The 1,178-nt window shown below is 34.6% G+C and carries 2 protein-coding genes; both read left to right on the forward strand.

Features of this window, described 5'->3' with window-relative positions; genetic code table 11:
* The coding region (locus tag BBROOKSOX_RS11315; protein ID WP_218973755.1) for a hypothetical protein at positions 1-430 on the forward strand (430 nt) is incomplete at its 5' end.
* Between the two features lie 2 nt (positions 431-432).
* On the forward strand, positions 433-1,178 hold a 746-nt coding region (locus tag BBROOKSOX_RS11320; protein ID WP_139661951.1), incomplete at its 3' end, for a hypothetical protein.

Raw genomic sequence — 1,178 nt, forward strand, 5'->3', positions numbered from 1 at the left:
CTCGGTAGCCTACCGAGAAAAAATGATACTATTGTATGTTTTGTATCAGGGGATTTTTTGGTTTATTTTTGTAAGCACAATTGGAATTTTTATTAAGGATTGGGCTTGGTATAAAGAAAATGCAATTCACCATACTCATAAAAGAGTTAGAAAAAAATATTTAATGGTGTTTTATATTTTTTTTATAGGGCTTCTGCTCTTTGGAACGATTGTCTTAAATATATCTGAGGGTTCAAAATTTTATATGCTATACGAACAACTAGATAAAGTAGGTAGAAATAACGATATTTTTCAGTGGAATAGCATTTATGGCTTTATTTTTAATAGACTAGTCTTCGCTTCTCTTGCTTATTTAATGACATTTGGTTTTATAATTTCAATACTAACTACAAAAATACTTTTTACAAATAATTTAAATAAAGGAGAATAACCGTGAGTCTAACAAATGAAGAGCAACAAGAGCAAGATAGTCTATCAAAAGTTAAATTGGCGGTAGACACTGTTTTTTCTGCACAAGTAGAAACAGCACGAATTTTAGGTGCTAGTGATGATGCACTTAAAGCCATGAATAATACCTTTAAGTTCAAAGGTGGTGCACTGGGTATCGCTCAAATTGCCCTTGCTACTAATCAAGAGGGTGCAGCGGGCGGTATTGATGCGGCGATTAGTTGGGGTATTGGAACGCTTGCTGGTATTGCTGGTGCAGCATTGTTCTCTAATCCTATAACGGCAGCCGTAGTTTTAGTTGGTGTAAGTTTTGGTGGTAGTGAACTTTATAATAATACAGCCAGCAATTCAGTAAAATCAACTCTTAACAACTGGTTTAATGATGATATTACCCCCGAACAAAAACAACAACAATTCAACATTATTGTTGATGGTGCTTCTTCTGAGTTCAAACAAGCCTTCGAAGCAGAAAGCGGACAAACGCTAGAACAAATCAAGCGGGAAGTTGATTTTAATGCCAACAAAAATATATTAGAGACTCCAGGCTGGGTAGACGATGCCTTAGCAGAAATTAACCAAAACCCACTTAACAAATTCCAAGACCAACTTGATGCTACTGCTAACAATCCAGAATTAAAAGATAGTGTCAAGCAAGTTGAAAATGAATTCAAAGATGAAACCACGACAAATAAAGATATCCCTAGTTATGATGAATGGTTTGATGAAAAATT

Source organism: bacterium endosymbiont of Bathymodiolus sp. 5 South (assembly GCF_900128535.1).
In the GTDB taxonomy this organism is placed as follows: Bacteria; Pseudomonadota; Gammaproteobacteria; order PS1; family Pseudothioglobaceae; genus Thiodubiliella.